This is a genomic window from Microvirga sp. RSM25, assembly GCF_044784385.1.
Lineage (GTDB): Bacteria > Pseudomonadota > Alphaproteobacteria > Rhizobiales > Beijerinckiaceae > Microvirga > Microvirga tunisiensis.
On the sequence record NZ_CP173039.1, the window covers coordinates 4,022,110 to 4,046,667 of the forward strand.

Below are 24,558 nucleotides of genomic sequence, written 5' to 3' on the forward strand. Positions count from 1 at the left end.
CGGCTCATCGGCTTGTATACGCCTAATTCTTAATCAACTTGTCGACGCGACTGAGGGCGTCACGTGCTTTGGATAGCGCCTGAAGCTGTTCCAGCCCTTGCGCAGGAGCGGAAACGTCCATCGGTCGCTCGGCTACGACCTTGGCCGACTTCGTTCTCGCTTCAGCGACCTGCTGCGACTGAATCTCGGGCATTTTACGTATCTGGCCCGCCATTGCGAGAGCGGAATCCAGCAAGCCCAGATCGCTCGCCGCAAGAACGGTCCGGTCGAGACTGCGAAGATCGTTGACGGCATCATCGATGGCCTGAGGCGATGTGATCAACGATGCCGCGCGGTAGAGCTTTGCTCTTGCGGCGCTCATCCTGTCTGATCCCACCAGCTCCTGAGCCTTGTCGGCCAACAATCGGGCCGATGTGGTGAACCCCTGTTCAATCGATGAACGTGCTGCCAAAAGGTAAAGATCGCGCCTTGCATCCAGCTCAAGCTCGGACATCATCGCCACGAGGCCTTCAAACCGCGAGGACTCCTTCCCGAAGTCAATTCGCGTCAGCGCGGAGGCCAGCCTCTGCCTGAAGTTGCCGGAGTAGATCGAATGACGATAGCGTCGCAGATAGTCAGTGGCGAGCGTCTGGAACTTTTTCATATTGTTGGTCTGGCTCGCCACGAAGACCTGCCTGCGCAAGGCTGCCTCTTCAAGAAGGGTGCCAGGCGCCTGAAGTCGGACGAAGTCCAGCAACTCGTCTGATTTCGCAGCATCCTTCCGCACGACGAGAGCCGATTGAACCAAAGCCAACTGGGCTCCCAGAGTAGGAGGAAGGGAGCGAGGGTCCAAGGATGCGAGCGAATTCTGCGCAGCCTCCTCCCTACCCTCGACATAGGCCAGTGCGCCTTCGATCAATGGCCGGTCAATCTCTGCGATGACCGAGGAGCCTAATTCCAGAAGCCTTCTCAGGATCCCTGGATTACCGCCACTGAGGACGAAGGAGACCGCGGCTCGGGAATTCTTGCTCGTCTGCCAGGTCTCCGGCTCCAGATCCATGAACCTGTCGTCCAGGATCCCCAGTAGGCCACGCTGCCCGATATGAGCCTCGGTGGACCCGATTGCAATCTGGTCCTGCATCAGATGCAACGTTCGCACGAGTTGAACAGGGCTAGGAACTGTGGCGGGCTGAGCGTTCTGCTCTACAGTTTCCTGTGAAGGCGGCGTACTCTCGGCCATCGCCGCTTCCGCAACAAGGAGCAAAGAAATCGCAATGAGCGACAATGAAAGACCTTTCATCAGTGATCACTCCTGCAGAAGGATCTCAACCCGGCGGTTTTGATCCGCATTCGGATCGCTCGGGATCTTCGGCTCACGATCTGCATGCCCCTCGACCCGCACGATTCTGCTCTCGTTCAACCCACCACGGACGAGCATATAGAGCGCCATCTGAGCCCGCGCGTGGGACAGCCGCCAATTGTCATAATTGGCCGATTTGAAAGGCCGAGCATCCGTATGTCCCCGGATGACGATCTTACCCGGGCGGAACTGCAGAACTTTTGCGATCTCCGCCATCGCGCGCACAACCTTTGCATGCGGTTCGGCCGAGCCCACGGCAAACATCGTGAAGTCGAAATCATCCGTCAGGCTGATCAGGGTTCCAGCACCGGTCCGGCGAACTTCAATATGCGGCTGCGGCGAGAGATCCTTCGCCGGTTGAACAGCTTTCAGGATTTCCCTCTTCAACTCTGCCGCCTTCAGATCCGCCATCGTCGCTGCGTTCGGGTCGATATTCGATGCCTGACGCCCCGGATCAGAAGATGTACCATTCTGCTGCTCCTGGCTCTCGTCAGGCGTCCGCGCCTTGACGGAGGCTTTTGGATCCGACTTGCTGCCAGCCGGAGATTTCTGGCTCAAAGCTGCGACCGCATCCATGACAGCCTTCGAAGGAGCCGGCGCTGCCGTTCCTGGCTTCGATGGTGTATCGGTCTTCAGTTCTTCGACCGGCGCGACCTGCCAATACAGGGGATCGAATGGATCCCTGAAGGCCTCTCCTGCCTTGAGGCCAGGCACGTCGCTCTCGCCCGGCGTGACATCGGCGCCGAGCGTATCGTGAGGGTTTGCTTCAACCTCATCGGCGATCTTGGCGAGAACCGCGTAAGGATCCTGGAAGAGAGCACCCTCCTTGAATCGTGGCTTCTGGAGTTGATGAGACTTGCCCCCTGTCCCCTCGCCGCTTCCCTTTTCCTTCCCGTCCTTGGTGTTGTCCGTTTCATTGTCGGGAGGAACATTCTGAGGGTCGTCGAGCCCCTTCTTGTTTGGGGTCGATTCGGCCAGCTGAACTGGGTTGAAGTAATTGGCAACGCCGCTTCGGGTCTCTTCGTCGGTCAGGCCGATGAGCCACATCACGAGGAAGAATGCCATCATAGCCGTCATGAAGTCCGCATGAGCAATCTTCCATGCGCCTCCTTTGACGACATCCTCGCCATCGTCGTTTCTTCGGACGATGACGATCTCCTGCTTATCTGAATTCGCCATCAACCATCAGCCTTCTAACGCCTGGGCCAGGCGGACCGACCAGGAATTCAGTTGCGTTTGAACAAGCGTATCTTGCGTCGCGACACGAATCTCAACGTGTTCGCTCGAAAAAAACTCGATTGAATTCTCATAATGTCCAAGATGCGATTTCATGGCTGTGAGTAGATCTTTCGGTCCAGAAATCTTCAAAAGACTCGCGTCACGACCGGAAAGTAACGTCGCAAGAACATCCTTGAACTCAGCAAGAGTTTGCTGACGGAAAGCTTCCGACACAAAAGGCCTGAGGATATTTGCAATCCTCTCCGAGAGATTTGCTTCGATGCGCTCGAGCGCCGTCGCGATCTGGGCTGACATCTGAAGAGCCTGCTGTTCAACCCAGATCGTACGCTGATCATTCATATCCTCTAGATGGCGGACCTTCTCAGCCGCAATGGCATCCTCAAACTCTTTGCGCGCGATCTCTCTTTCCTCAGCCCGGACTCTTGCTTCTACCGACTTAATGAATTCCGCATGGCGGTCGACGACAGGCTGCTGCGGCTCCGGATCCGTCTCGGGCGTAACCTTTGCGGCGCGCAAAAGACCGATTCCCGAAGACTCGCGAGCGATTGGACTTGAGAAGTCCGCCAAAAGGCTGGCTATCGTCCCTGCCATTAGGCGGCCTCCCGTCCGAGCCATTGTTTCAGAACGGCGGCGGCCTGCTCCTCACTGAGTTCGATGATCTGCTCCAGTTTCCGTTGCGGAGTACGCGGCATCTCGATCAAGTTCTGTTCATTCGCTTCGGAAGTAACCTGCAAAGCGGTTTCCTTGCTGGCTTCAAGAGCTTCCTCAGCTTCGGCCGCAGCCAGCGCTGCCGCTTGCTCACGCTGGAGCTCGAGCTCAGCCTGGTGACGGGCCATGAGCATTCGAACAGCGGGGCGCAACCCGAACCAGATCATCATGGCGCACAGAGCAAGGATCGTCAGGGCGTTTATGACCGTTCCAAACTGACGCATGAGGATTTCAGTCAGTGACGGACCCGACACAGGCTGAAGCATTCCGCCATCGTCGACGAAGCTGACGGCGGCAACCTTGATCTGATCGCCACGGGACTTGCTGAAGCCCGTTGCGGACGATACAAGCTGCTCGATCTCTGCGACCTTAGCATCCATCTCGGCCGGCGTTGCATTCTCGCCGAGAAGCGATGTGATGCGGGACTTGTTCACTAGAACGGCAACGGAGAGATTCTTGATCTGATAGCCATCACTGATCGTCTGAACCGTCTTGGACGAAATCTCGTAGTTCGTCAGCTCTTCGCGTCGCTGGTTGTCCTCGCTCGCGCTGTCGCTCGAATCGGCCCGGACGCTTTCATCGGGCAGGTTCTGCTGAACAGTAGTCGGCTTCTGACCGCTCTTGTTCTGCGAAACCTCGGTTTCCTTAATCGTACGCGTCGAGCGCTCGACCTTCGATTCTGGGTTGAAGATCGTTTCGTTGGTGCTGACCTTATCCGTGCTGAGGCGGGCAGCCACGCTGATTTCGAAATTGCCGGTTCCGAGATACGGTGCGAGCGTGCGGCGCACATTGTCCTGGATTTCAAGACCAACGGTCTTCTCGAGCTTAGCCATCTTACCGGTCGAGGCATTGGAAGCATCATCGCCGGACATAAGAAGCGTGCCATCCGTGTTCATGACGGTGACCTTCTCAACCGCCATCCCCGGAATAGCTGCCGCGACGAGATGCCTGATGGCCTGCGCGGACGATGTGTCATCGGAGGGGGCGGTGCGGATGACGACGGAGGCGGAAGGCGGCTGCTGCTCGCGGCGGAATGAACCGCGATCCGGCAGAACGATGTGAACGCGTGCAGCCTTGATGCCCTTCATACCCTGGATCGTGCGGGCAAGCTCGCCCTCAAGAGCCCGTACTTTGGTGACCTCCTGCATGAAGGATGTGAGACCGAGTGAGCCGAGGTCGTTGAAGAGCTCGTAACCGGATTTCGTGCTGTGCGGCAGTCCCTTCTCGGCCAGAAGCATCCGCGCCTGGGCCGTATTGCCATAGCTGACGAGGAGGGCCGTTCCGTCGGCGCTCACATCGAAAGGAATGCCTGCATCCTTCAAGACTACTCCCATACGCCCGACATCCTCACGGTCAAGCCCCGTATAGAGTGTCTCTTGCGCGGGCCGGCTGAGGTAATAGGCACCGATACCGACGGACAGAAAAACAGCAAGACCGATCGCGGCCAAGGCAGCCAGACGGCGGGCGCCCAGCAGCATTAAACTACTCCACAGTCTTTCGGCGTGTTGACGACCAGGCATAGAGAATCTCGGTACGGGTAAGAGGTGTCGAGATCACTTGTGCGTCGTCAACCTTGTGCGAAGGTTGCTGCTTCTCCGCTGGCGTCCAAATTTTGTGCGATGCAGTAGAATGGAGGGCGCTCAGAAATACGATCTCACCAAGCCACTCACGAGAATGTTCCATCCATCGATGAGGACAAAAAACAGGATCTTGAACGGTAGCGCCAGGACGGTCGGGGGCATCATCATCATGCCCATGGACATCACCAGGGTTGCCACAATCATATCGATGACGAGGAACGGCAATGCGATCAGAAAGCCGATCTCGAATCCCCGCCTTAGTTCGGAGATCATGAAGGCCGGAATCAGGATCCGAAGGTCGATCTTCTCGCCCTCATTGGGCTTGGGGTAGTTGACCGCGGCCAGATCGCTGAACATCTGGAGATCCTTGGGCCGGACATGGGTCAGCATGAAGTCGCGGAAAGGCTCCGTTGTCCTGGTGAACGCCTCTGCCTCGGAAATGCGATTCTCCGTCAGCGGCCTGACCCCGTCATTCCAGGCGCGGTCGAAGGTCGGACCCATGACGAAGAAGGTCATGAACAAGGACAGGCTGATCAGGAAAAGGTTGGCAGGAGTGCTCTGAAGGCCGAGACCGGAGCGCAGGAACGAGAAGGCGACGACGAACCGGGTGAAGCTGGTCACCATGATTAGCATGCCAGGAGCCAGGGACAGAACAGTCAGAAGGACGACAAGCTGAATGATCCGGCCACTGACCGCACCATCGCCTGCGGGAATGAGAGACTCGAGGCCGGCAATCTGAGCGTGAGCACTCGTTGCCGCTAAAAAGAATGCACTGGTGAATATAAAACGTAGAGGCATTGGTCACTATGTCTTTCAGGAAAGTAGAGAGGCATTCACCAAACGAATTGCGAATGCAACAAAGACTGCATCCTACTGAACAATCAGGGTTTCAAGCACCAGCTCTTGGATCGCTCCCTTTGAGCGCAGTCTTGCGCGCTCGTTGAGATCCTCCCGCAGGTGAAGGAGGCCGCTCGGGCCTTGAATCTGCGCCAATGACATGGTGCGAATATAGGATAAGATGTCCTGCCTCGTCTCGGATACCAATACGTCGGGATTTTGCTCGTCACCCGGCTTATAAACGATGGACGCCTCGAGCCTGACCCAATCGCTTTCCGAGCCTGCCAGATTGGTCACGACAGGAGCGAGCTTTTTGAGCGTAATGCTGCCCGTATAAGGGCTGGAGACCTCAGCCTTCTGCGGCAAAGCCTTGTACTTTTCCTCGACCTGCTTCTCGATCCCGGACACCATGACCAAGCCAAACCCACCGCCGATGGCAGCGGACAGGAGGGTCAGGAGGCCGAGCGTCAGGAGCCATCGGAGCGATCCCTCCTTGCTTGGAACGGTTCCGGAAGGCGCTGGAAGTTCTAAGGTCTTGGCCATTCTTCTCTCGTCCCAATGATCTGACTAGAAAGGTGCCACAACGTCGTAGATCTGTTGTCCATAGGCAGGCTGCTGGACCTCCATCAGGCGCCCGCGACCACCATAGGACACGCGAGCCTCCGCAATCTTGTCGTAGCCGATCGTGTTCTTCGGCGAGATGTCCCTTGGCCGCACGATTCCGGCAATGTTCAGGACGCGGACTTCGAAATTCACGCGCACTTCCTGCGATCCGCTGATCACGACATTCCCGTTCGGAAGGACCTCATTGACGATTGCCGCAACGGAAAGGCGCAGTTTTTCCGATCGATCGATCGTTCCCTGTCCGGTCGATGACGATGACGAATCGACACCGATATCTCCGGTGCCGTCAGCGTTCCATCCCTTGAACGAAAACGCATAATCCAGCCCGGCACTGATCGAAGACTGCCTCGATCTGTCGCTTGCATTGTCGAATTCGGCCTTATCGTCGATCTGGATGTTGACCGTGACGATGTCGCCGACCTGCCTTGCCCGCGGACTCGTAAAGAGATCGGCGCTGGCATTGCTCCACGTGGAGTTTGCCGCAGTCCGGCCGCTGGCTTTGAACAGGTGAGGAAGGGGCTCCCTTTCGACGGCGATGCCCGACCCGACGGGGGTCATTCCCGGCTCGCGCCCAAGATCCTCAGGTCTCGTCGCACAACCGCCGAGGAAGCACAGGCCAACAATCAGGAGAAGACGTTTCAATTCTGCCTCACGGTGTTCTTGTCTCGCCTGGGGGCATCGGTGATGACATTCGCCAGCTGAGCGGCGCGCCCCGGCTCCATTTCATTCAGGACAGCGCTCGCCACTCGTGGGTTGAGCTTGGCGATGACGGCCGCCGCTATCTCTTCGTCCATATTGGTCAGCTGCAATGCAGCGGCATCCGGGCGCATGCGCGAATAGATCAGGACGATGGTCTCGTCCGCCTTCTCCAGGATCTCATTCCGGCGGCGCAGCCATTCCTCATACTCGGCGCGCTTGGCTTCAAGGACCTTGAGGCGACCCTCGATTTCCTTTTCCATATCGGCGAGAGCCTGCTTCTGAAGAGCAAAGCGCGCATCAGATGCCGCATCGGCAATATTGGCGCAGTACTGGTTGTTCTTGATGTCCGCTTTGACATCCTGCGCTAGGACAGTCTGGTGTGCAGTTGTCCCGAGAAGCACGCCGGCGAGCGCCATCGGCAGGAGAGCTTTGACGATCGTGGATTTGGTCATTGGATCACCAGTTCTGCTTGAAGGGCGCCGGCCGTTTTCACCGCCTGAAGAATAGCAATCACATCGGACGGCTTAAGACCCATCTGGTTGAGCCCCTTGACGAGCGTCTGCAGATCCGCTCCCCGGACAATCGCAAGCGGCACCCTATCCTCCGCAGCCGTGATCTGAGTGCGCGGCACCACGACGGTCTGTCCCATGGAAAATGGATCAGGCTGAGACACTTCAGGAGTTTCGGTCACTCGGATCGTCAGAGCTCCGTGTGTGATTGCCACCGTCGAGATCTGGACGTTCTTTCCAATCACTACCGTTCCGGTCCGTTGATCCACCACGATCCGGGCCGGCGTGTCCGGCCTGATTTCGAGGTCGCCCAGTTCGGCAATGAAGCGGGTCGCCGCGACATTCTTCGGCTTCTGCAAGACGACCGTGCGGTAATCGCGCGGAGATGCGACGCGGACCCCATACCGTTGCTGGGAGTACTGATTGATCGCATCGGTGATCAGCGTGGCAGTCTTATAGTCAGGATTCTTGAGCTCGAATGCCAAAGGTCCGACAGTATTGAAGCCCCCCTGAACTTCCCGCTCGATCAGAGCGCCGTTCGGAATGCGCCCTGCGGTGGCGACACCTGAGGTCAGCGTCTCGGCCTGACCTTGTGCAGAGAAGCCTGAAACGACGATGGCGCCCTGCCCGACTGCATAGACCTGCCCATCGCCACCCTGCAGGGCGGTGAGCATCAAAGTGCCCCCTTCAGAGAGGTTGCATCACCCATGGATGTGACCGTCACATCGATGCGCGATCCCGCGCCGACAAAGGGAGGAAGGTCAGCGGTGACGATGACAGCCGCGACGTTGCGGGTCCGCAGATTGATGTCGCGGACGTTGACCCCCATGCGGTCCAACATTGACTGAAGGGACTGCTCGGTAAACTGAGAGTTGCGAAGCGTGTCGCCCGTTCCCTGCAAGCCCATGACAAGGCCGTAGCCGATGAGCTGGTTGTCGCGCACACCTTGAACGGCCGCCACATCCTTGATGCGTGTCGCAGCATGGCTCTGGAAAGAGACAAGAACGGCGAAAAGGAAAAGGATCGTGCGAAACATTACTGAAATCCGATCCGAACCCGGCCATCGGGCTGAACCCGGCCGGTAATGATTCGGCCGCTATCGACGTTCTTGACCTGGATGGTTTCGCCCAGAGTGCCGGACTGCAGCGGGATACCGACCCCCATGATCGATAGCCCTCCTTCCTCAAACATGATCTGGGTCTGAGCGCCGCGTGTTACGAGTTTCGGATCATCGACAGCGTTCATCGGAATCGGCTCTCCTGGCAGGAGGGTCCGACGCGCCATCTTGCCGGCAAGAACCCGAGGAGACTCGATGACGGCCGTCCGGTAGCGATAGTTTTCCGGAAACGCTCGATCCTTGAGCATCGACTCGTTGATCGTGTCGCCGGGATAAATGGTGACCGAGGGAACCGGGAGAATGCGCTCTTCGGCCGAGGCAACCTGGGAGACCGCCAGGGCCATGGCGCTTGCCGTGAGAGCAATATGAAAGAAATGCTTCATGAGACCATCACCCGGCTTTCGATCTTATCGGATGCCCTTGGAAACTGTTCCGGCCATATCGTCGGCAGCCTGGATCACCTTTGAATTCATCTCGAAGGCGCGCTGCGCGGAAATCAGATTTGTGATCTCCTTGATCGGATCGACGTTGGAGGCCTCAAGATAACCCTGGTGAATCTTGCCGAAGCCTGGGTCAGACGGAATGCCCGCGGCCGGCGCACCGGACGCCAGTGTCTCGCGATAGTAGTTGCTGCCGATCGGCTCCAGGCCGGCGTCGTTTGCGAAGTTCGCGAGCGTCAGCTGCCCCAGATTTTGGGGTTGAGCCTGTCCGTCGACCTTGGCGAACACTTCACCTGATTCGTTGATCGTGACATCGACCGTGTTCGCCGGAATGATGATCGGCGGATTGAGCGTGTAGCCGTCGAGGGTGACGAGTTGCCCGTCGCCATTCTTGTTGAAGGAGCCCGCGCGGGTATAGACGATCTCGCCGCTGGGAGCATTGACCTGGAACCAGCCGCGACCGTTCAAGGCAAGATCGAACTGATTCGATGTATTCGTCAGAGACCCCTGACGATGCAGATTCCGGATTGCCGCCGTACGCACGCCGAGGCCCAGCATGGCGCCCTCCGGAACCGGGCTCGAGCCTGCCTGATTGGGAATGGCCTGGGACCGCTCGGTTTGGTAAAGAAGGTCCGTGAACTCGGCCCGTGCTCCCTTGAAGGCAGTGGTATTCACGTTCGAGATATTGTTTGCAATAACTTCGACGTTAAGCTGCTGTGCATTCATGCCTGTAGCAGCGATCGCGAGCGCTCTCATTTCAATCTCCTTAAATCGCCATCCGAGCAATTTCTTGATAAGCCGCAACCACCTTGTCACGGATCGCGATAGCCGTCTGAAGCGTCTGCTCCGCGGACATCACCGCCTCGACGACCTGCTGCACAGAGGCTTTCCCTTGGATTCCGGCGATCGACGCGGCCTCGCCCGCCTTCATGGTATCAACCGCCGACGTGGCCACTTGGGCCATCATGTCGGTGAAGCTCGTCTGGGACGCGCCGGACACAGCTCCTGCAACCGGTGAAGCGCCGAAGGCAGGAGTCGCTGTGACCGCCGCAGGGCGATCAATCATTGATGAGATTGAGGAAACTGCGCTGATCATATCAGCCTCTCATGAGATCGATTGTTGCAGAGATCATGGCTCTGGCCTGCTTCATCATCTGCAGGTTCGCCTGATAGGATCGATTGGCTTCCCGCATGTCTGCCATCTCGATCAACATGTTCACGTTCGGCTTCTTGACCATGCCGTTCTCATCCGCGGCCGGATTGCCAGGATCGTATTCGACTGGATAAGCGGACTCGTCCTGCCCAACGTCCTTGACGGTGACCGAGGCCGCGCCAAGCGTGCGGTCGAGCTCGGATTTGAAGGTGATCGTCTTGCGAGTATAAGGATCGGAACCGGGCGTGCGGCCCGTCGATTGCGCATTCGCGACGTTCTCCGAAATGACCCGGAGGCGGGCTGATTGTGCCTCCAGACCGGAACTCGACAGCTTGCTGGATGCAACTAAGGGATCGATCATTACGAAGTCCTCACGCTCGACATCAGCATCCGGTGGAATGACTTGACGATGCTTGTGTTCAAGGAATGCTGCCGGTTGACTTCACCGGACTTGATGAGTTCCTGTTCAAGGCTGACGGTATTCTTGGAATACACCGTATCCCAACTATCCGCTTTTTTGACCTTGCTCGCCTCGGCTCTCGACGGCGCGAAGCCGATATGACTGTCATTCGTCGCAGCCATGATCAGCTTGGTTTTGTCCAGAACGTCGGCGAAAGGCTCGACATCCCTGGCCCGATAGCCGGGGGTGTTGGCGTTGGCGACGTTTCCGGAAATCGTCGTTTGGCGAGCGGCTAGCCACTGAGCCTGTCGCGATGCCAAATCGAACAGATAGACAGGTGCCGTCACAGGAATCTCCAGGCGAATATGGTAAAGAGGCGTTTAACCCTCCAACCTTGCACGAGGCTGACCTGACTGCCGATCACAGGGCATTCGGGTTTTTGGACCTAAGGAGCGGCCTGCAGAATCGGGCCACCTCCCGATTACTCCCCGAAACAATGCAGCATCGACATTATAAACATCATGAAATGTCGTATAGTAACAATTTCGATGCTTCGCGTCCTCGACGCGACAATATTGCTCCCGGTTCAGTCGATTTTTCGATTGCTGGCTTCATGACGTTCATGCAATCGCAACAGTGACTTTTATTGCCGAACGGGCATATCAATATTGTTGTTCAAGGCGATTCTCCGCCATTAAGCTTAGATCCTGCATGCAACGCAGCACATGGGTTGGGGGGTAATGACTCATACTTCTGCGTTAAACGACAGATTCAATGTGCGATCAGGTCGAGATGCTCGCCAGGTCGCCGATGCCGGCCGTGTTCTCAACTCAATCCGCGACTTTGCATTGATCACGCTCGACCTCAATGGAAACATTGTATCGTGGAACCGGGGCGCGGAACACATCTACGGCTGGGAAGCAGATGAAGTTCTGGGTCGTCACTTCTCGCTCCTTTATCCATCGGATGATCTGAGCAGAAATAAATCCGTTCAGGATTTGAGAGTTGCCAGGAATCTGGGCCATTATGGAGATCAGGCTCGCTGCACGACCAAGGAAGGTGTCCATCTCTTGTGCAGAGTGACGATCGATGTCGTGGAAGATGGATCCGAAGATATATGCAGCTTTGTTCTGACATCCCGCGATGTCAGCGGCTTCATGGCTGCAGAAGCCGCGCTGAAAACCCAGGAGGAACGGTACAGAGCTCTGATCGAGGCGAGCGCGGCTGTGGTCTGGCGCGCCTCGCCAGATGGCTCGATCATTGATGGCGCATCGGGCTGGGGAAGCCCGGATAGTCAAGTCCTGAGCGATCTCAAAGATTATGCTTGGCTGGAGAATGTCCACCCCGATGATCGTGAACGGGCAACGTCGACTTGGCTGGAGACGCTTGCATCCGAAGAGCCCGGCACAAGTGAATATCGCATCCGCAAGTCCAACGGCGAGTACCGCTGGGTCCTGACGAGAGCGGTTCCCCTTCGGGATCCCGATGGCGTGGTGCAGGAATGGGTTGGCACGGTCGCTGATATTCACGAGCAGAAGTCAGCGGCCGAGCGGCTGCGTCAGAGCGAAGAGCAGTATCGCGCTCTGATCGAAGCGAGCGCCGCCATTGTCTGGCGCGCGACGACGGACGGCTCGATCACGAAGGTCTGGGGGTGGGAGGCGTTCAGCGGTCAGGCCAAAGGGGAATACACAGGTTACGGGTTCCTGGAAGCCGCTCATCCGGATGACCGCGACAAGCTGTTCACCCAGTGGCAGGCTGTTCGGACCTCGGACGAGCCGTGCATTTTTGAGTATCGTGTTCGGCACTCGGACGGGAAGTATCGCTGGGTGCTGACGAGAGCCGTTCCCCTTCTGAACGAATATGGATCTGTCGTGGAATGGGTGGGCACGATCACCGACATTCATGACCAGCGATTAGCGGAAATGAAACTGCGCAGCAGCGAGGAACGCCTGCGCTTGGCCATTGAAACGACGGCTCTGGGGATCTGGGATCAGGACCTCGTGACCGGTCGTCGTCAATGGATGCCAGAAGCCCGCCAGATCCTGGGCCTGGCACCGGATGTCGGCATCACCCGAGAGATCGTCCTCGGCTGTGTCCATCCCGACGACCGCGAGCATATGGAAAAGACATTCTATGCGGATGAACCTAGTGCCAGCTTAACCTATAGCGGTACGTTCCGGGTCATTCGTGCGGACACTGGCGGCGAGCGATGGGTTACGGCGATTGGCCGCACCATGGTCGATGAAAGTGGTCGGCCCATTCGCAAGATCGGAACGATCCAGGACATTACGGAACGAAAGCTCGCAGAAAATGCCCTACGCTCCAGCGAAGAGCGGCTGCGCACGAGAGAGGCTCACCTCAGGTCCATTCTTGAGACCGTCCCGGATGCCATGATTGTCGCGGATGAGAGCGGCATTATTCGCTCCTTCAGTGCCACGGCCGTGCATATGTTTGGATATCATCCAGAGGAAGTCATCGGGACAAATGTCAAGTTTCTGATGCCCCTCCCCTATAGGGAGCAGCATGACGGCAATATCCGCCGTTACCGCCAGACGGGGGAGCGCCGCATCATCGGAAGCGGTCGTGTGGCTGTTGCCCAACGCAAGGACGGCTCGACCTTTCCCATGGAGGTTCAGGTTGGCGAGATGGAATCCGATGGGCAACGCTTCTTCACGGCCTTCATTCGCGACCTGACCGAGCGCCAGAGGACCGAAACGCGGATGCAGGAGTTGCAATCCGAACTCGCCTACATGTCCCGCTTCACGGCCTTGGGCGAGATGGGATCGACCCTGGCCCATGAAATCAACCAGCCTCTGACCGCGATCACCAGTTATCTCAAAGGCTGCGGAATGATCCTGAGCGACATAGAGGGCGAGAAGGTTGCCCTCGTCCGGCATGCGGTGAACGAGGCGGCCGAAGAGGCCTTGCGTGCCGGCGAGGTCATCCGGCAGTTGCGCGAATTCGTGGCTCGTGGAGGCAGCGAGCACCAGATCGAAGGGCTTCAGCGACTTGTCGAGGAGGCCAGCGCCTTGGCTTTGGTTGGCGCCAAAGAGAAAGAAGTAAAGGTCGAGTTTGACTTTCCATCGGAAAACCCGTTGGTCTTCGTGAACCGCGTTCAGATCCAGCAGGTTCTGCTCAATCTCATCCGCAATGCCATCGAGGCAATGCAGGACGTGAGCCTGCGTGAACTGATGATCAGGGCCAGAGCCATACAGTCTGACTCTCTCGTTCAGATAAGCGTGCAGGACACCGGATCGGGGATCCCGCCGGAGGTCTTGAAGAACCTGTTCAAGCCGTTTACGACCACGAAACAGAGTGGCATGGGGGTCGGCCTCTCGATTAGCCGAACGATCGTGGAATCTCATGGCGGCAAGATCTGGGCAGAATCGATCCCCGGGGAGGGAACAACCTTCCATTTCACGCTTAGAACTGTCGATAAGGAGGACATGGCCAGTGTCGAACACGCCGATCGTGTATGTGGTGGATGATGACGTTGGAGTGCGGAAGGCTCTTTCGTTTCTGCTGGTATCGGCTGGCCTGAACGTTCGCGTCTACGAGTCCGCAAAAGCATTTCTCGATGAGGTCAAAGACCCTGGTGGATGTTGTATCGTTACGGACGTGCGCATGCCTGGGATCGATGGCTTAGAGTTCATTCGCCGTCTTCACGGTCGTGGGCTTAATGTTCCGGTTGTCGTCATGACAGGCCATGCCGACATTCCTCTCGCCGTGGAAGCCATGAAAGCGGGAGCTATCGATTTCCTCGAAAAGCCCTTCAGGGAAGATCGGTTTCTGGAAGTGGTGCGCTTCGCCTTGGTATGCGACGAGAAAAGCGTCCGCAAGAACCAAGAACTTCTTCGGACCCAAGCGCGGCTGCAGTCGCTATCTCAACGGGAGCGTCAAGTGCTCGATGGCCTCGTCGCCGGAAAAGCCAATAAGATGATCGCCCACGAGCTGAACATCAGCATCCGCACGGTGGAGATCCATCGTTCTAATGTGATGTCAAAGATGGAAGCGAAAAGCTTATCCGAACTGATCCGCATGGCTTTGTTTCTTGAGGTCGCGACCGGAAGCTAAGCGAGTAGGCCGGAATCGATGCCCAAAATCGAGGCGGCACCAACTCACAGTTCAAGTTTCAGTTCAGAGAATAGGCCGCTCTCATCAATAGCTGTACTGCAGTTAGAGACTGAACTGATAGAACTCCAAGCACTCTCGCTCAATAACGTTTCTCGATAAGGCTCTGGTATCTGCATGCCTGAAGTTAGACGCATTCTCCCGGCTCTTCGCGACCAGGCTGCGGAAGATTCGCCGAGCCCTACCGGCGACATTCATGTCGTTTCAAACCACAATCGCTGGTCCCGTATCGTCTTTGACTTCAAGGATGTTTCCGGCGACGCGTGGTGCGAACTCAATTTTCAGATCGCCTGGCATCAGGAAGAGGAGACTCGAGCCGTTCATGACTTTGCATCCGTCGGCATCGACTTCTTGACGGGAGACGGGTCAAGCATTGACTTCGCGTATGTTCCAGGGTTGTCGAGAACTCAGATCGACCCTCATAGCTACTACATAGCTGGGCCCGCTTATTATGATCGAAGCAGCGATCATTCACATTCAAGCCAGGTGAAGTTAAACTTTTTCGTCCCAGCTCCGGCACAGCACCTGACCGTCGCAATTCGCAGCTGGCGTAACTCGCATCCATTTACGATCAGCGATCTTGAAATCCACCAGATCGTTCAGCAACGGACGGCTGTTCAGGATCAGATAGTACCGGCTTCACGTCGCACTTGGTGGGACCTGAGCACAACACCGCGTTGGCAGAGCTACGGGATAGTTCCAGGGCATCCCCTTGTTGTTCGAGGACAACTCATTAATGAAAACTCAGAAAGTGATGGGGCTCTGGCCCGTGTCCTTTTCCGGGATGAGAAAGGCGAGGAGCTCGCACCTCCCTATGAAGGAGTTTCATCCTCTCCTGCAATTGGAACCTTTATCGACATTCCGATCCACCGGCAGGCAAGGCGTTTCACCCTTGAACTGACACCTCCTTCACAAGCAGCAACAGTCGAACTCGGTTTTCAGGTCCAGAGAGATGAGTCTCTGATCAGTTTAGTAACTCCCCTTGAAGTCTCGATTGGGGACGACCTCCTGCTCGAGAATATTCTAGGAGAAGACAATCCAAGCCCACTCAGCTTCGTGGAAGAGGTGTGCGGTCGGCTCCGATGCCTGCCAAGCTCCGAGACCTTTAAGATGCGTGCGAGTTTGGTTGATCAATTCATTGATCCCGAAACTCTCGGATCTCTCTTCACCTTTCACGATGGTCTCAGGGCCGTTCAACATGGCGAAGCACCGACAATTGTCGATCGTACCTTAGTTCTATGCGGCCTCGAGCCATGGCCCATTCCTGAGGCCATAGAGTGGACGGAAGATCCTTATAGATCCCCAGCTTGGCGCCTGGAATTCCAATCGCTATCGTGGCTTCTCGATCTTGCAACAAGGCCGGAACTCGGCGGCTACGTGAGAGCAGCGGATCTTGCAATTTCCTGGACACAATCCAATCCTTGGGGACAGCCCAGGGATACTTTAAGCACTTATCCTTTATCGATGGCTGTGCGCGCGGAGGTGTTGCTGCACCTGCTGGCTTTAGGCGCAACCTCGAAGAGCGCCAAGGATATCAAACGTCAACAAAAGCTCTTCGCGGAGATCATAAGATATGCCTTCGCGCTATCGGAGATCGTAAGTCAGAATATCTTCTCACCTTCAATCATTCAACTGCGCACAGCGTGCACACTGCTTGCTATATCCCGTGCAACTCGCCGCTTTCCTCTAGCTTCATATTGGAAATCCGTTGCCCTTACCCAGCTCCGTAGCGGGTTCGATCAACTGATCGGGCATGAAGGTTCATCCATCGAGCAATCTCTTCATCACCGACTTGAAATCGTCTCCATCGGCTTGCTTCTGGTACACAGCCTCAAGGATATGCCGGAGACCAGCGAGTTCCGAGAACACCTTAATGCACGGCTGAAGGATAGCCTTAAGATCATCGTTGGAATTACAGATCCTGCTGGCATGCTTCCGGCTTTGGGCGATACGCTTCGCGGCTATCATCATGCATCCTGGCTGCGTCGATTGATCTCCAATTACGGCCGATCTCTCCTATCCGACCCAAAGCTGACAGAAGAATTATCGTATCCAACAGGTCCACGGATGTTTGTCTCCGAAGGAGATGGCATCGTCGCCTTCAGAGACTATGAGCGCAAGCCGCATTGGAGCTATTTGTGTGCATCCTTCGGTGAGCAGCGCCATGAGAATGGCCATTTCAATTGCTCATCCTTTGTTTACACAGCTCGAGGCATCCGATGGATTACGGATCCGGGCGGTTCAGGCCTTCATGATTCCGGCTCAACCCGCCAATATTTAACGTCTTCGAAGGCCCACAATATCGCCATTCCCGATGGACGCGATCAATCATCAGGCTTTGGGTGGATCGAGGCCAGAGCATCACTCAACAACGCGAACATCATGCGTATTGGCACGAATGTATACGGCCCGGGTTACGAGCACGGACGAACCATCATATGCCTCGATAATCTTGACGCTATCGCCATCTTCGATCGCTTCAGAAGCTCTGGAGATTCCATCTCATTCGACGGGATTCTTCACTTCGAAGAGAATGTAGCAGTCGCTTTGGCGAACCCGGGTTTAGCGCTCGGCTTTCGCAATAAAAGTCGACTACGCATCATCCCGCACGTGATGACGGGGCAGTATAGCGGCATGGGTATAGACAATGGCCGCAATGACCGCCCCGGATCTCTGCAGGGCTTTGTCTCTCACCCGCTGGGAGGCCTCCAGCCAGCCAACGTACTGACCTACAAGTTCTCTGGCTCCGGCGATGTCTGCGGAGGGATGATCCTTACCATAAATGAGCATGGGCTTCGACGGATCATGGATCTGATGGCGGAACAAAAGATTAGAGAGCTGCTGATATGACGTCGTGAAGCATCATTGCAGCATTTGCCTTGGAGCATTCTATCGACCGCGATCGATCTCAAAGAGGATGCCCGAGCTCTGGCAGCCCGGGCATCCTCTTAGGGATAAAAAGATGCGTCAGTCGAAAAGGGCATCGATGGCGTCCTGAGACGTCACGCCCTTGTCACTTGCAAGAGCAGGACCGTTCAGGAGAGCCGCCTCCCCTCGCGGCTTTGAATCGTCTAGGGTTTCGACATCCTTGAAGCTCTCAAGACCGCCCCAGATGTCGATCATATGATGAACGCGCTCTTCAACGAATCTCATGGCATTGACGACCTTGCTGATACGTTGTCCGGTAATATCCTGGAAATTACAGGCTTCGAAGATGCCGATTACGTGATCCAGGATCTCGCGGGCAATCTCTTGATCTCCTCCAGATAGACGTGACGATAGATTGCTGGACAGATCATCAATCTTCTCGGCTGCGGCGAGAATTGAATTGGTCGCCGTCTCGGTGCCGAGAACGATGGCCCCGAGTTGATCGGTTACCCTTGTGATTTCTTGCCCTTGAGCTCCAGCATAGCGAAGAGTCGCAATTTCCCTCTTCGTTCGACTGATAGCCTCATAGATCGAGTCGAGTTCCACCTTCAGGCGAAGAGCCTCCTGCATGTCCCGCCGATGTTCTTCGAGCAGAGAGGTCGAGATCTCGCGCGCTGGAACGATCGATTCCTTGATCGTGCCGAGCATGCTCATAATCTCAGAGTGCCGATCGTGGGCTCCTTCATCATCCGAGAGCGCGCCCATACTCGCTTCGATACGATAGCTTTTCCGTGGCTTCATGGCCTTGCTCGTAATCACTTATCCGCTGAAGACAGCGCTAATCTTCGTCCGCAGCGTCTCAGCATTGAACGGTTTGACAATGTAGTTGTTGACGCCGGCTTTCTTAGCCGCGACGACGTTCTCGGTCTTCGCCTCCGCGGTGACCATGATGAACGGAAGTGAGCTCAGCTCAGCATCGGAACGCACCTGTTGCAGCAGCTCATAGCCAGTCATAGGGGCCATGTTCCAATCCGAAATCACAAGGCCGTATTTCTTGGCTCTCAGTTTCTCCAACGCCGCCTGCCCATCGGAGGCGTCGTCCACATCATTGAAACCGATCTGCTTAAGGAGATTGCGAAGAATTCTGACCATCGTCTGGTAATCATCGACGACGAGAACAGGGGTAGAAAGATCAAGACTCACTGGGTTGCATCCTCAACAAAACAGAGGTGGGAATAGGTTCGTAGAACCGCTTATGCGGCTTCCCGCTCGGTTTCGAACGCCAGAACGGCGTCGACATCGAGGACGATCAGTAGTTTGTCGTGTAGCTGATGCACCCCCTGCGATAGGCCAACCCAGCCTCGGTCCATGTGAACCGGGTTGGGCTGCATCTCATCCGGGTCGAGCTTAAGCACCTCTCCCACTTCATCCACAAGCAAGCCATAAGCCTCCCCGTGGTTTTCAAGACCGACTGCCATTCGCCGTTCTGCACTGCTCGAATCCCCTAAGCCTAGACGTCGGCGGAGCGAAACAGCGGTAACAACACGGCCGCGCAGATTCAGAAGACCCGCGATTTCTCCTGGCGCCAGTGGAACAGTCGTCATCTCACTGACGACAAAAACATCATGAACTCGGCTTATCGGAAGTCCGAGAAGTTGCCCTGCAACCGTGACCGTTACAAACTCCAATTGCCTGGAGGTCGCCTTCGTTCCACCGGATGTGATCGATTCGATCGGTTTCATTGTTATGCAGCCTCTTCAAGCGAAGTGTTGAGCTCAGCCAGTGCGGAGAGCAGACCCCGTCGATCGATCTTCGAAACGATCTCGGAAATCCGCAGCTTTCTCGCCAAAGCGATCTGCTGCGCATCAGGCTTGACAGTCATTCCGATAACAGGTGTTGCGCTATGGTGCGGGTCGGCCCGCAGAGAAGCGACAAGTGCGAACCCTGAATGTCCTGAGAGCTCCAGATCCGTCACGATCACATCAACCTGTAATCCATTGGACAAGAGACGCACTGCCTCCTGGGCCGTTGGCGCAGTCTGAACGCGGTAGCCTGAGGCCTTAAGGACTGGGACCAGCATGTCCCGGAAGAAGGTCGAACTATCGACCAGGAGCAGGGACTTGTCCGATCCGTCGCGTCGATCTTTGCGAGACCAAGTCTCGAGGACTAAAGGAAGATAATGCGCAATGTTAACGATCTCAGTCGTGCGGCCACGCACAACCGCGGAGCCAACCAGATCGGAGCGCTCCGCAAGGAGCTCGATGTCGAGCTTATCTTCGACGATGTCCACGATCTCGGCAACTGCTAGACCCATAGACACATCGCCATCGGAGAACACCAGAAGGGATTGCATTCCCTGCCGCTTGATCGCGAGCTCCTCGTCGCAGGATACCAGTGGCATCAAGCGTCCACGATATTGGACGACCGGCCGACCGCTCGACCATTCGATGGTGGAAGCCTCGATTTCCTCAAGCCGCGTCACTAATGAAAGCGGAACCGCTTTAAGGCTTTCCCCACCGCCACGGAAGACAAGCAGGCTTGTCATCTCCTCGGCCGCCGCGGTCGTCTGCTCAAAGCTAGCGTCACTCTGGAATTCGTTGCTGTCAGCTTCCGAGCCAACCATCCGGGCAAGCCCGTTAGGATCGATGATGAGCACGACGGCGCCGTCACCTAGAATCGTGTTACCGGAGAAAAGCTGAATATGTCTCAGCTTAGACGACATCGGCTTTACGACGATTTCTTCGGTATGGAAGACACCGTCAACAAGAATGCCGAAGCGCTGATGGGCAACCTGCGTCACAACGACGAAGCCACTGTTCGCATCCTCATTCCCCGAAAGCCCCATGACCTTCGAGAGCGGAACAATCGGCAGCAACCGGTCGCGCAGACGGAGAATGGGTGTCCCGTTAATGCGTTCGATGGAGTGTTCTGACGAGGGCGATACCCTTACAAGTTCGGAGACGGCGACCTGAGGAATAGCGAAGCGCTGATCCTTGGAGGCCACGATGAGCGCCGCGACGATAGCCAGCGTCAGCGGGATCTTGATCGTGAATGTCGTACCACGGCCCTGCTCGGAACGGATATCGACGGTTCCGCCGATCAGCTCAATATTCGTCTTGACGACGTCCATGCCGACGCCACGACCCGACACTGAGGTGACCTTCGCCGCCGTCGAGAAGCCAGGATGGAAGATAAACTTGGCCACCTGCGCATCGCTCATGCGCTCCACTTCGGCGTCGCCTGCGATGCCTCTTTCTACGGCCTTCTTCCGGATAGCAGCGAAGTTCAACCCCTTGCCGTCGTCGGAGATCTCGATGGTGATCGAGCCACCCTCATGATAGGCATTGAGGCGGATTGTTCCTTTCTCAGGCTTTCCGGCTGTCTTGCGATCGGCAGGGTTCTCGATACCGTGGTCGGCCGAATTGCGGACCATGTGAGTGAGAGGGTCTTTGATGACCTCCAAGACCTGGCGATCGAGCTCGGTGTCGGCGCCCTGCATGACAAGCTCGATTTTCTTCGAAAGCTCGTTGGAGAGATCGCGGACGACACGCGGGAGCTTCTGCCATGCATTACCGATAGGCTGCATGCGGGTCTTCATGACACCGTCCTGCAACTCGGCCGTCACCTGCGACAGGCGCTGCAATGGCACCTTGTAACCGTGATCCTCAGAGCTTCTCCGGGCAATCTCAAGCAGCTGATTTCGGGTCAGAACAAGCTCCGACACCATGGTCATCAGGTGCTCAAGCGTGTCCACGTTGACACGAATGGTCTGGACTTTCCCCGCGATCCCTTCGCCGCCTTCGCTTGTATCCGAGGACTCGGCACTCTTCTTTGGCACCTGAGAAAGAGGCGGCGGAGCGGCCGCCTCCACCTTCTGAGCGCTCGCAGCAGGTTTTTCGATAACAAGAGGGATGGGACCCGGTGCCTCGCGGAAGGCGCGCTCAAGTTCGTCGAGGGAAACCTCGCCGGACTTCAAAGGGCGTTCGAGCACTTGATATGTCAGCGTACCGGAGGTTGATGCCTTCCCCGGTCCAGGCGCCTCCTGGAAGGCCCGCTCAAGCTCGTCCAACGAGACTTCTCCCGGCTTCAGCTCACGTTCAAGAACCTGATAGACCATTTGGCCGGACGATTGCGGCGGTGCCGGCTGAGGAGCGACCTCCGGGGCAGGAGCTTCCTGCGACGCCATCTTGTCCAGCATCTCGATGAGATCGTTGTCAGACCCTTCCGGCTCTGCGCCTTGGCGCTCTAGCTCACCCAGAATTTCCTTGATCCGGTCAAGGGTCGCAAGAATCAACGAGACGGCGGGAGTCGTAACGGGCATGCCGTCGCGAAATTTGCCCATGAGGGTTTCGGCAGCATGCGCAAGCGCCTCAAGACGTGGCAAGCCAAGAAATCCACAGGTCCCTTTGATGGTATGAACCAGACGGAAGATGTTACTGAGGATAGCTTCGTTATTAGGATCTTGCTCGAAGCGGACCATCTCCACGTCGACCGTTTCGAGATGCTCGTTGGTCTCGGTTAGAAACTCAAGAAGAAGGTCGTCCATTGCGGTATCTCAACTCTTACTACGTGAACTGACGGGCACAGATCATCAAGCCCCTCAAGATGGATGAATCATGCGGCCTTCACGCCGGCAGTAAAGTGCTGAACTTCATGTCCATGCTTGGTAGATCGAAGGTCGGGAACCTGATCCGCGCTCAAGATCCGAGCAACATCCAGACCGACCGTGGATGCCGCTGAGTTGAGATCTGCTGTGTTCTTATTGTCATGCCCTGCCCCGATACGCCTTGTTCACTGCGCCAGATTTTTGCTGGTGTTCTTGTTGGGCTAGCCTGGGATAGTTCGGCGACTTCTGGAGTCGAGAACAAAGATCCTGTGCGCTTACCCTATCCTTTCAGCCTCACTCATGACGTTGGGGAAGAATAAGACTCTGTTTCCTGCAATAAAGTTAACAGACAGGGGGAGCGTCCAATTAATTTCAGAACTCAAGTCAAATGGCGACGAGCTTCTGCGGTTACATTCGGCGCCAGCTAGCATATCGGCGCAATCGAGGGAGCAATCGCCATCACGCAATGAGACCAAGCGCTTTCGTCTAGCGTGCCGGCCCTGAATATAAGAGTGTGAAATCCAGATTCTTTCGTCTGAGATGTGCGTGATGATCGCATCACGATGGCTGGCAACGAACAGCCACCCGGGAAAGTTCTACCTTTCTCGGGCGGCCTGTTACTATCTTTTTGATTGAAAAGATTATACCTGCTTGCGGCTCTACCGATCCATTATTTCCAGCAAGCCGTTAAGCATTAGATCTAGGAAGCCGCACCGACGTAGGAGTATCCGATGTAACGCTTTGCGTCGATGGGATCATACCCAAGGCGCTGTCGGAGCTTTTTACGCAGTTTGCTGATATGTCCTTCCACGACACTGTCTTCGACATCGTCGCTGTAGATCCCATAAACCGCGTCGAAGATCTGCTTCTTGGTCAGACGATGGCCTCTCTTCCGGACCAAGTACTCGAGAATGTGCCGCTCACGGCGTGGGAGCGCCAGAGGCAGACCATCGACCTCCGGATCGCGACCGTCGAAGAAGACCTTGAGCCGGTCCGCATCATTCTGCGTTTTCTTTCCAGCATTCGCATTCACCCGCCGCCAAACCGCCTCTGAGCGGGCCAGGATCTCCCTAACATGGACGGGCTTACGGACGACATCGTCGAACTTTGCCGTGAAGAGTTCCAGCGTCTCTTCGAGAGAGCGAACATCGCTCAGGGCGATGATCGGCGCTTTGGAATAACGGCGAATGCTTTCGGCAGAGTGAACCCGCTCATCGAAGCTGCCAAGTACGAAGCCTTGAATGGCTTCGAGATCCGCATCAGAGGCCGATTGCAGCCAATCGCTAAATTCATCTGCATATAAGCCAAGGGAGGATATGCCTTCACGCTTGAAACTTGCAACATATCCGGACGTTACCATCTGCCGGTCATCGACGACGATATACATTTTCTTCTGCCCCGCCTTAGTAATTAAGTGCGTTTTACGTATCTGCGCTTGCCGCTTACTATTTATTTACTCAACTCGTTCGCGTTTTGCGGCGACGTCCAGAAGGTATATTTTGTCGATTCCGCGGACAATACGTAAATAATGGGAGCGCGCCGTGGGTTATGGTTAATGCCCCTTAACAAACCTTAAGCTGTTCTTAAGATAGGTTTCTGGGCTGGCAATCGTCAAAAGATCCCACGGGTAGAAGGCTCAACGATTTGGCAAAGCAGGCGTTTTTCCGATGTCGAAGCATCAAAGTTGCGTAAATTTACACCTGCAGGACGCTTCTGAAACTTAATTACTAAGTAGTTTGCGAAGCTTTGCGATACGTAGAAGGACCTATTCACCGATACGTCCGACTTTCGGAAATGGGACCGGTTTGAGCGAATCCCACAGCTTCGAGGTCAGGATCCCGGACACTCTTCGCCCATCTAAACGACCGGAGAACATCATCGGTCTTAGCCATCGAGGCTCATTGTACCTCGATCCATTGCGTAGGGCTTTGTGCATGATGAAGGTTGCGTGAAGCATGCCTCCACTCAAGACCAAATTTTTAGGAACCTGCCCAAACTCTCGGGCTTCATTTGTTCTCGGAAGGCAGGGAGCACGCTCAAAGATCGCATCGACAGTCGATTGCCGCTCTTTGTTAACTGTAACTTCGTGAGGAACTTCGCCGCTCCTTGACTGCAATCTGAGGAGAACGTTATCCCTTGAGTCGACTATAGTTCAGATCATTGCGGACGATTCGTCAGTCGGCACTATGGCACGCGGCTCTTTGTGAGCCGGCATGGCGCTCTGCCATTTTACCGGGCTCAAGCCCGTATGTTCTGTGAGCAACGGATCGAGTTTCGCTCGAGGCATGATGCCATTCCGTTGTGTCGG

At 56.0% G+C, this 24,558-nt stretch carries 21 protein-coding genes and 1 pseudogene; 3 read left to right on the forward strand and 19 right to left on the reverse strand.

Annotated features, from left to right (window positions below; translation table 11 throughout):
- Positions 1–22: 22 nt before the first annotated feature.
- The 14 genes and pseudogenes from ACD578_RS19095 to flgB all read right to left on the reverse strand — a co-directional run bounded on the left by ACD578_RS19095 (position 23) and on the right by flgB (position 10,992).
- Positions 23–1,279, reverse strand: coding sequence for a chemotaxis protein MotC (locus ACD578_RS19095; RefSeq protein WP_404287554.1), 1,257 nt, complete (start codon positions 1,277–1,279; stop codon positions 23–25).
- A gap of 6 nt (positions 1,280–1,285) precedes the next feature.
- Entirely contained in the window at positions 1,286–2,518 is a 1,233-nt protein-coding gene (locus ACD578_RS19100; protein ID WP_404287556.1) for a MotB family protein, read from the reverse strand.
- A gap of 6 nt (positions 2,519–2,524) precedes the next feature.
- Positions 2,525–3,169: a hypothetical protein gene (locus ACD578_RS19105; RefSeq protein WP_404287558.1), complete on the reverse strand. Its 645-nt coding sequence runs from the start codon at positions 3,167–3,169 to the stop codon at positions 2,525–2,527.
- A complete protein-coding gene (gene fliF / locus ACD578_RS19110) occupies positions 3,169–4,806 on the reverse strand; it encodes a flagellar basal-body MS-ring/collar protein FliF (RefSeq protein ID WP_404287560.1) in 1,638 nt (545 codons plus the stop codon). The genes ACD578_RS19105 and fliF overlap by 1 nt, the downstream gene beginning before the upstream one ends.
- A 120-nt stretch (positions 4,807–4,926) precedes the next feature.
- On the reverse strand, positions 4,927–5,664 hold the full coding sequence (fliP, locus tag ACD578_RS19115) for a flagellar type III secretion system pore protein FliP (RefSeq protein WP_404287562.1): 738 nt from the start codon (positions 5,662–5,664) through the stop codon (positions 4,927–4,929).
- A 72-nt stretch (positions 5,665–5,736) separates the two neighbouring features.
- Positions 5,737–6,246, reverse strand: coding sequence for a flagellar basal body-associated FliL family protein (locus ACD578_RS19120; RefSeq protein ID WP_404287564.1), 510 nt, complete (start codon positions 6,244–6,246; stop codon positions 5,737–5,739).
- A 24-nt stretch (positions 6,247–6,270) separates the two neighbouring features.
- Complete coding sequence (gene flgH, locus ACD578_RS19125; RefSeq protein WP_404287566.1) at positions 6,271–6,969, reverse strand: flagellar basal body L-ring protein FlgH; 699 nt, start codon at positions 6,967–6,969, stop codon at positions 6,271–6,273.
- Positions 6,966–7,478, reverse strand: a complete 513-nt coding sequence (locus ACD578_RS19130) for a MotE family protein (RefSeq protein ID WP_404287568.1) — start codon at positions 7,476–7,478, stop codon at positions 6,966–6,968. Before ACD578_RS19130 ends, flgH begins: the two co-directional genes overlap by 4 nt.
- A pseudogene (gene flgI, locus ACD578_RS19135) lies at positions 7,475–8,571 on the reverse strand (flagellar basal body P-ring protein FlgI). Before flgI ends, ACD578_RS19130 begins: the two are co-directional and overlap by 4 nt.
- Complete coding sequence (gene flgA, locus ACD578_RS19140) at positions 8,571–9,035, reverse strand: flagellar basal body P-ring formation chaperone FlgA (protein WP_404287570.1); 465 nt, start codon at positions 9,033–9,035, stop codon at positions 8,571–8,573. The pseudogene flgI and the gene flgA overlap by 1 nt, the downstream one beginning before the upstream one ends.
- Positions 9,036–9,059: 24 nt before the next feature.
- Positions 9,060–9,848 carry a flagellar basal-body rod protein FlgG gene (gene flgG / locus ACD578_RS19145; protein ID WP_404287572.1) on the reverse strand — a complete coding sequence of 263 codons (789 nt, stop codon included), beginning with the start codon at positions 9,846–9,848 and terminating at the stop codon, positions 9,060–9,062.
- A gap of 10 nt (positions 9,849–9,858) precedes the next feature.
- A complete protein-coding gene (locus ACD578_RS19150) occupies positions 9,859–10,188 on the reverse strand; it encodes a flagellar hook-basal body complex protein FliE (protein ID WP_404287574.1) in 330 nt (109 codons plus the stop codon).
- Position 10,189: 1 nt separating this feature from the next.
- Positions 10,190–10,606, reverse strand: coding sequence for a flagellar basal body rod protein FlgC (gene flgC, locus ACD578_RS19155; RefSeq protein WP_404287576.1), 417 nt, complete (start codon positions 10,604–10,606; stop codon positions 10,190–10,192).
- The gene (gene flgB / locus ACD578_RS19160; protein ID WP_404287578.1) at positions 10,606–10,992 is read right to left on the reverse strand and encodes a flagellar basal body rod protein FlgB; all 387 of its coding nucleotides are present in this window, start codon (positions 10,990–10,992) and stop codon (positions 10,606–10,608) included. The genes flgC and flgB overlap by 1 nt, the downstream gene beginning before the upstream one ends.
- Positions 10,993–11,385: 393 nt before the next feature.
- On the opposite strand from flgB, the gene ACD578_RS19165 reads away from it, so the two are divergent.
- From ACD578_RS19165 to ACD578_RS19175, 3 genes are all read left to right on the forward strand, one after another.
- A complete protein-coding gene (locus tag ACD578_RS19165) occupies positions 11,386–14,133 on the forward strand; it encodes a PAS domain S-box protein (RefSeq protein WP_404287580.1) in 2,748 nt (915 codons plus the stop codon).
- Complete coding sequence (gene fixJ / locus ACD578_RS19170) at positions 14,099–14,719, forward strand: response regulator FixJ (RefSeq protein ID WP_404287582.1); 621 nt, start codon at positions 14,099–14,101, stop codon at positions 14,717–14,719. The genes ACD578_RS19165 and fixJ overlap by 35 nt, the downstream gene beginning before the upstream one ends.
- 174 nt (positions 14,720–14,893) lie before the next feature.
- Positions 14,894–17,626 (forward strand): heparinase II/III family protein, encoded by a 2,733-nt coding sequence (locus ACD578_RS19175; protein WP_404287584.1) that lies wholly within the window; start codon positions 14,894–14,896, stop codon positions 17,624–17,626.
- Positions 17,627–17,743: 117 nt separating this feature from the next.
- On the opposite strand, the gene ACD578_RS19180 is transcribed toward ACD578_RS19175, so the two are convergent.
- The 5 genes from ACD578_RS19180 to ACD578_RS19200 all read right to left on the reverse strand — a co-directional run bounded on the left by ACD578_RS19180 (position 17,744) and on the right by ACD578_RS19200 (position 23,637).
- Complete coding sequence (locus tag ACD578_RS19180) at positions 17,744–18,250, reverse strand: protein phosphatase CheZ (RefSeq protein WP_404287586.1); 507 nt, start codon at positions 18,248–18,250, stop codon at positions 17,744–17,746.
- Between the two features lie 213 nt (positions 18,251–18,463).
- Positions 18,464–18,847: a response regulator gene (locus ACD578_RS19185; RefSeq protein ID WP_036353862.1), complete on the reverse strand. Its 384-nt coding sequence runs from the start codon at positions 18,845–18,847 to the stop codon at positions 18,464–18,466.
- 50 nt (positions 18,848–18,897) lie between these two features.
- On the reverse strand, positions 18,898–19,386 hold the full coding sequence (locus ACD578_RS19190) for a chemotaxis protein CheW (protein ID WP_152715731.1): 489 nt from the start codon (positions 19,384–19,386) through the stop codon (positions 18,898–18,900).
- Positions 19,387–19,388: 2 nt separating this feature from the next.
- Complete coding sequence (locus tag ACD578_RS19195; RefSeq protein WP_404287589.1) at positions 19,389–22,190, reverse strand: chemotaxis protein CheW; 2,802 nt, start codon at positions 22,188–22,190, stop codon at positions 19,389–19,391.
- 760 nt (positions 22,191–22,950) lie between these two features.
- Positions 22,951–23,637 carry a response regulator transcription factor gene (locus tag ACD578_RS19200; RefSeq protein WP_404287591.1) on the reverse strand — a complete coding sequence of 229 codons (687 nt, stop codon included), beginning with the start codon at positions 23,635–23,637 and terminating at the stop codon, positions 22,951–22,953.
- Positions 23,638–24,558: the final 921 nt, after the last annotated feature.

Coding starts and splice junctions, on each gene's coding strand:
- ACD578_RS19105 (WP_404287558.1), bottom strand. CDS start 3,169: ATGGCAGGGACGATAGCCAGCCTTTTGGCGGACTTCTCAAGTCCAATC.
- ACD578_RS19200 (WP_404287591.1), bottom strand. CDS start 23,637: ATGTATATCGTCGTCGATGACCGGCAGATGGTAACGTCCGGATATGTT.
- fliP (WP_404287562.1), bottom strand. CDS start 5,664: ATGCCTCTACGTTTTATATTCACCAGTGCATTCTTTTTAGCGGCAACG.
- flgA (WP_404287570.1), bottom strand. CDS start 9,035: ATGAAGCATTTCTTTCATATTGCTCTCACGGCAAGCGCCATGGCCCTG.
- fliF (WP_404287560.1), bottom strand. CDS start 4,806: ATGCCTGGTCGTCAACACGCCGAAAGACTGTGGAGTAGTTTAATGCTG.
- flgC (WP_404287576.1), bottom strand. CDS start 10,606: ATGATCGATCCCTTAGTTGCATCCAGCAAGCTGTCGAGTTCCGGTCTG.
- ACD578_RS19095 (WP_404287554.1), bottom strand. CDS start 1,279: ATGAAAGGTCTTTCATTGTCGCTCATTGCGATTTCTTTGCTCCTTGTT.
- ACD578_RS19150 (WP_404287574.1), bottom strand. CDS start 10,188: ATGATCAGCGCAGTTTCCTCAATCTCATCAATGATTGATCGCCCTGCG.
- ACD578_RS19120 (WP_404287564.1), bottom strand. CDS start 6,246: ATGGCCAAGACCTTAGAACTTCCAGCGCCTTCCGGAACCGTTCCAAGC.
- ACD578_RS19175 (WP_404287584.1), top strand. CDS start 14,894: ATGCCTGAAGTTAGACGCATTCTCCCGGCTCTTCGCGACCAGGCTGCG.
- flgG (WP_404287572.1), bottom strand. CDS start 9,848: ATGAGAGCGCTCGCGATCGCTGCTACAGGCATGAATGCACAGCAGCTT.
- ACD578_RS19165 (WP_404287580.1), top strand. CDS start 11,386: ATGACTCATACTTCTGCGTTAAACGACAGATTCAATGTGCGATCAGGT.
- ACD578_RS19190 (WP_152715731.1), bottom strand. CDS start 19,386: ATGAAACCGATCGAATCGATCACATCCGGTGGAACGAAGGCGACCTCC.
- ACD578_RS19195 (WP_404287589.1), bottom strand. CDS start 22,190: ATGGACGACCTTCTTCTTGAGTTTCTAACCGAGACCAACGAGCATCTC.
- ACD578_RS19130 (WP_404287568.1), bottom strand. CDS start 7,478: ATGACCAAATCCACGATCGTCAAAGCTCTCCTGCCGATGGCGCTCGCC.
- ACD578_RS19100 (WP_404287556.1), bottom strand. CDS start 2,518: ATGGCGAATTCAGATAAGCAGGAGATCGTCATCGTCCGAAGAAACGAC.